Annotated in this window: 5 protein-coding genes; 4 read left to right on the forward strand and 1 reads right to left on the reverse strand. The window is 40.9% G+C overall.

Features of this window, described 5'->3' with window-relative positions:
• The first annotated feature begins 209 nt into the window (after window positions 1–209).
• Window positions 210–1,349 carry an acyl-CoA dehydrogenase gene (locus VNZ46_RS25410; protein ID WP_325563839.1) on the forward strand — a complete coding sequence of 380 codons (1,140 nt, stop codon included), beginning with the start codon at window positions 210–212 and terminating at the stop codon, window positions 1,347–1,349.
• A gap of 52 nt (window positions 1,350–1,401) precedes the next feature.
• Here VNZ46_RS25410 and VNZ46_RS25415 read toward each other — a convergent pair whose 3' ends face one another.
• The gene (locus VNZ46_RS25415) at window positions 1,402–1,740 is read right to left on the reverse strand and encodes a phage holin family protein (RefSeq protein WP_108553937.1); all 339 of its coding nucleotides are present in this window, start codon (window positions 1,738–1,740) and stop codon (window positions 1,402–1,404) included.
• An 18-nt stretch (window positions 1,741–1,758) separates the two neighbouring features.
• On the opposite strand from VNZ46_RS25415, the gene VNZ46_RS25420 reads away from it, so the two are divergent.
• From VNZ46_RS25420 to VNZ46_RS25430, 3 genes are all read left to right on the forward strand, one after another.
• Window positions 1,759–2,193 carry a hypothetical protein gene (locus VNZ46_RS25420; RefSeq protein ID WP_325563842.1) on the forward strand — a complete coding sequence of 145 codons (435 nt, stop codon included), beginning with the start codon at window positions 1,759–1,761 and terminating at the stop codon, window positions 2,191–2,193.
• 311 nt (window positions 2,194–2,504) lie between these two features.
• Window positions 2,505–2,969, forward strand: a complete 465-nt coding sequence (gene rimP / locus VNZ46_RS25425; protein ID WP_325563844.1) for a ribosome assembly cofactor RimP — start codon at window positions 2,505–2,507, stop codon at window positions 2,967–2,969.
• Between the two features lie 2 nt (window positions 2,970–2,971).
• Window positions 2,972–3,419 (forward strand): NusA N-terminal domain-containing protein (locus VNZ46_RS25430; protein WP_325563846.1); only part of this gene is annotated, 448 nt, incomplete at its 3' end.

Genomic DNA, 3,419 nt, shown 5'->3' on the forward strand with positions numbered 1-3,419 from the left:
CGATATCCTGATCATCATGTCCTATGGTTCACTTCCTGTAGAAGAGGCAAAAAAATATCATCCTATACTCGTATTCCCCGACGACAACAACCATCTTCTTAAGTAAACAGCAGGATTTTTGTGAATTTAATAAAATGCTATGCTGCCATAGTATATTGGTTTGGAAATAACTAAATTTGGCAAAATGTGTTTTTCTAAATATAAAAATTATGCTATTTCAATTAAGTGAAGAACAATTAATGATCCAGCAGGCCGCACGCGACTTTGCGCAGACTGAATTAAAGCCTGGGGTTATTGAGCGTGACGAACATCAGAAGTTTCCGGCAGAGCAGGTCAAAAAACTAGGTGAGCTGGGGTTTTTGGGTATGATGGTGTCCGAAAAATATGAAGGAAGTGGATTGGATGCCTTGTCTTATGTTCTTGTAATGGAGGAACTTTCCAAAATTGATGCTTCTGCATCAGTGGTGGTTTCTGTGAACAACTCTTTGGTGTGTTACGGGCTGGAATCCTATGGCTCGGAATATCAGAAGGAAAAATATTTAAAACCATTGGCATCAGGGAGAGAGATCGGTGCTTTCTGTTTGTCTGAACCTGAAGCGGGTTCTGATGCGACATCACAGCAAACAACTGCTGAGGACAAAGGAGATTATTATCTGCTGAATGGCACAAAGAACTGGATCACCAATGGTGGTACGGCCTCTACCTATCTTGTGATTGCACAAACACATCGTGAATTAAAACATAAAGGGATCAATGCTTTCATTGTTGAAAAAGGGATGGAAGGTTTTACCGTTGGTCCAAAAGAAAATAAGCTGGGTATCCGTGGGTCCGATACACATTCATTGATGTTCAATGATGTAAAAGTACCTAAGGAAAACAGGATTGGTGAAGATGGTTTCGGGTTTAAATTTGCAATGAAAACCCTGGAAGGTGGCCGTATCGGTATTGCTGCTCAGGCACTGGGCATAGCCGCGGGCGCTTATGAACTTGCCCTGGCTTATTCAAAAGAACGTAAAGCTTTTGGAAAACCAATTGCAGATCATCAGGCCATTGCATTTAAACTGGCAGATATGGCTACACAAATTGAAGCTGCAAGGTTATTGGTGTATAAAGCGGCATGGTTAAAAGACCAGGGTCAATCTTATACACTGGCGGGTTCTATGGCTAAACTCTATGCTTCAAAAGTAGCGATGGATGTGACCGTAGAAGCGGTACAGATTCATGGGGGCTATGGTTTTGTAAAAGAATACCATGTGGAAAGACTGATGAGGGATGCAAAGATCACACAGATCTATGAGGGAACTTCTGAGATCCAGAAAGTAGTTATTTCCAGAGATATACTTAAATAGATCTTTATAAATAGAAAAAAGCGCAGCGACCATAGTCGCTGCGCTTTTTGTTTTAATCTTCGGAAAAACTACCGAAAATTCCTTTGATAATGGCCAGTACGATGGCCAGAATCGCTGATGCTAAAAAGCCGGAGGTGTGGAAGCTGCTCATAAAATGAGAAACCAGCATGATCATCAATACGCTGATGATGAAAGAAACCAGACCAAGGGTAAGGAAATTCAGGGGGAATGTCATCACCCTTAAAATAAGCCCAACCGTTGCATTGGCCAGTGCGATCAGAACAGCTGCAATAATAGCGCTTCCGAAGCCATCTACATGTACTCCCGGTACAATGTAAGCCCCGATGAGTACAGCGAGCCCCATCAATAAGATTTCGATAATAAGCCTCATAATGTTTAATTTAGTAATATGTTTATACGTGTACTCCAATCGGCAGGAATGGCCTGCCTTTTTTGTTTGTTTATTGGATGTTCGACTGCAAATAATAAGCCAGTTTTGATCTCTTTTTCCTCAGACAGTAATGCGGTGGTGATTTCTGGGATAAGTGCCGCAGGCTTAGCGCAATTAAAAAACAGCCCGTCACAGGATTCTCTTGCATATAGCTTGCTTTCTGTGTTGCAAACGCCTTCTGAGCAAGACACCAGTGTTATAGAGCAGCCTGTAAAAGGCTTGATTTCTGTTCAGGACAGTGTAGTTATTTTCAAACCGGAAAGATCCTTTGTTAAGGGAAGAGATTATTTGGTGCTTACTTATTTAAACAGCCAGTTTGGCAATGCTGGTGCCATGCTCAAAGGCCAGATGAATTATAAGTTAAAGCCGGTACAAAAAATACTGAGTCGCTAGGTAATGGATTGGTCTTCGTTGCCGGTAAATGCGCTGTGACTGGATTTTGCACTCATGGTGCAGTCATTCAAGACAAAGTACAAGCTTGATTGCTGAAGAGTTACTGTTTAGCTGTAAATGAACTGGTGTTTGAAAGTAGAGCGGTGTGGCGGCAAAAAAATAATTCAGGCTTTCGGAGGCATTAATACAAATAAAAATTCAATATAAGATCAATTATTGTATAATGATAAAAAAAATATTCTTATCTTTGCGCTGATATAAAGGGTAAGAGGGGGCAGGAGTCCCCTCTTTTCTATTTTAGCAAATTGGTTATGCAGGTTGAAAAGAGAGTAAAAGAACTGGTTGAAGAAAAGATTGCGGACAGGCCGGAATTGTTTTTGGTGGAGGTTAAAATGCTTCCAAACAATAAGCTTATTATTCAGGTTGACGGTGATGAAGGCATAAGTATCCAGGATTGCGCTGCAATCAGCAGACATGTTGGTTTTCATCTGGAAGAAGAAAATGCAATTGAACAGGCTTATAACCTGGAGGTATCTTCTCCCGGCGTTGGCGAAGCATTGAAACTGACCAGACAATATCATAAAAATATTGGCCGTGACTTGAGCGTAAAACTGACAGGAGGAGATAAGAAAGAAGGTAAATTGCTTTCGGTTGGAGAGAACAGTCTTACGATTGAAGAAAAGGTAAAAGAAAAAGGAAAAAAGGTTCAACTGGTGGAAAACACTATAGGACTGGAGAATATAACAGAAGTAAAGGTTTTAATTTCATTTAAATAAAAATGAGCAATATTAATTTAATCGATTCATTCCAGGAGTTTAAAGACTTCAAGAACATCGACCGCCCAACAGTGATTAGTGTGCTGGAAGAGGTGTTCCGTAGTATGTTGCGGAAAAAATATGGTACGGATGAGAATTGTGATGTGATTGTTAACCCTGATAACGGGGATTTAGAGATCTGGCGCACCCGGAAGGTCATGGAAGATGGCTTTTCTGAGGACGACGATCTGGAAATTGAACTGGCAGAGGTTAAACAAATCGATCCGGATATGGAAGTTGGAGACGACTACATTGAGCAGATCACTTTAGAAAGTTTTGGAAGAAGGGCTATTTTGGCTGCACGTCAAACCCTGGTTTCTAAAGTTCTGGAGCTTGAGAAAGACGAGATATTTAAAAAGTATAAAGACCGCGTTGGTGAAATCGTAACCGGAGAGGTTTACCAGGTTTGGA

It is taken from the genome of Pedobacter sp. (assembly GCF_035566355.1).
Classification (GTDB): Bacteria; Bacteroidota; Bacteroidia; order Sphingobacteriales; family Sphingobacteriaceae; genus Pedobacter.

Bases quoted from the DNA above. Each gene is read 5' to 3' on its own strand.
- VNZ46_RS25410 (WP_325563839.1), top strand. From the start codon at position 210: ATGCTATTTCAATTAAGTGAAGAACAATTAATGATCCAGCAGGCCGCA.
- VNZ46_RS25415 (WP_108553937.1), bottom strand. From the start codon at position 1,740: ATGAGGCTTATTATCGAAATCTTATTGATGGGGCTCGCTGTACTCATC.
- VNZ46_RS25420 (WP_325563842.1), top strand. From the start codon at position 1,759: ATGTTTATACGTGTACTCCAATCGGCAGGAATGGCCTGCCTTTTTTGT.
- rimP (WP_325563844.1), top strand. From the start codon at position 2,505: ATGCAGGTTGAAAAGAGAGTAAAAGAACTGGTTGAAGAAAAGATTGCG.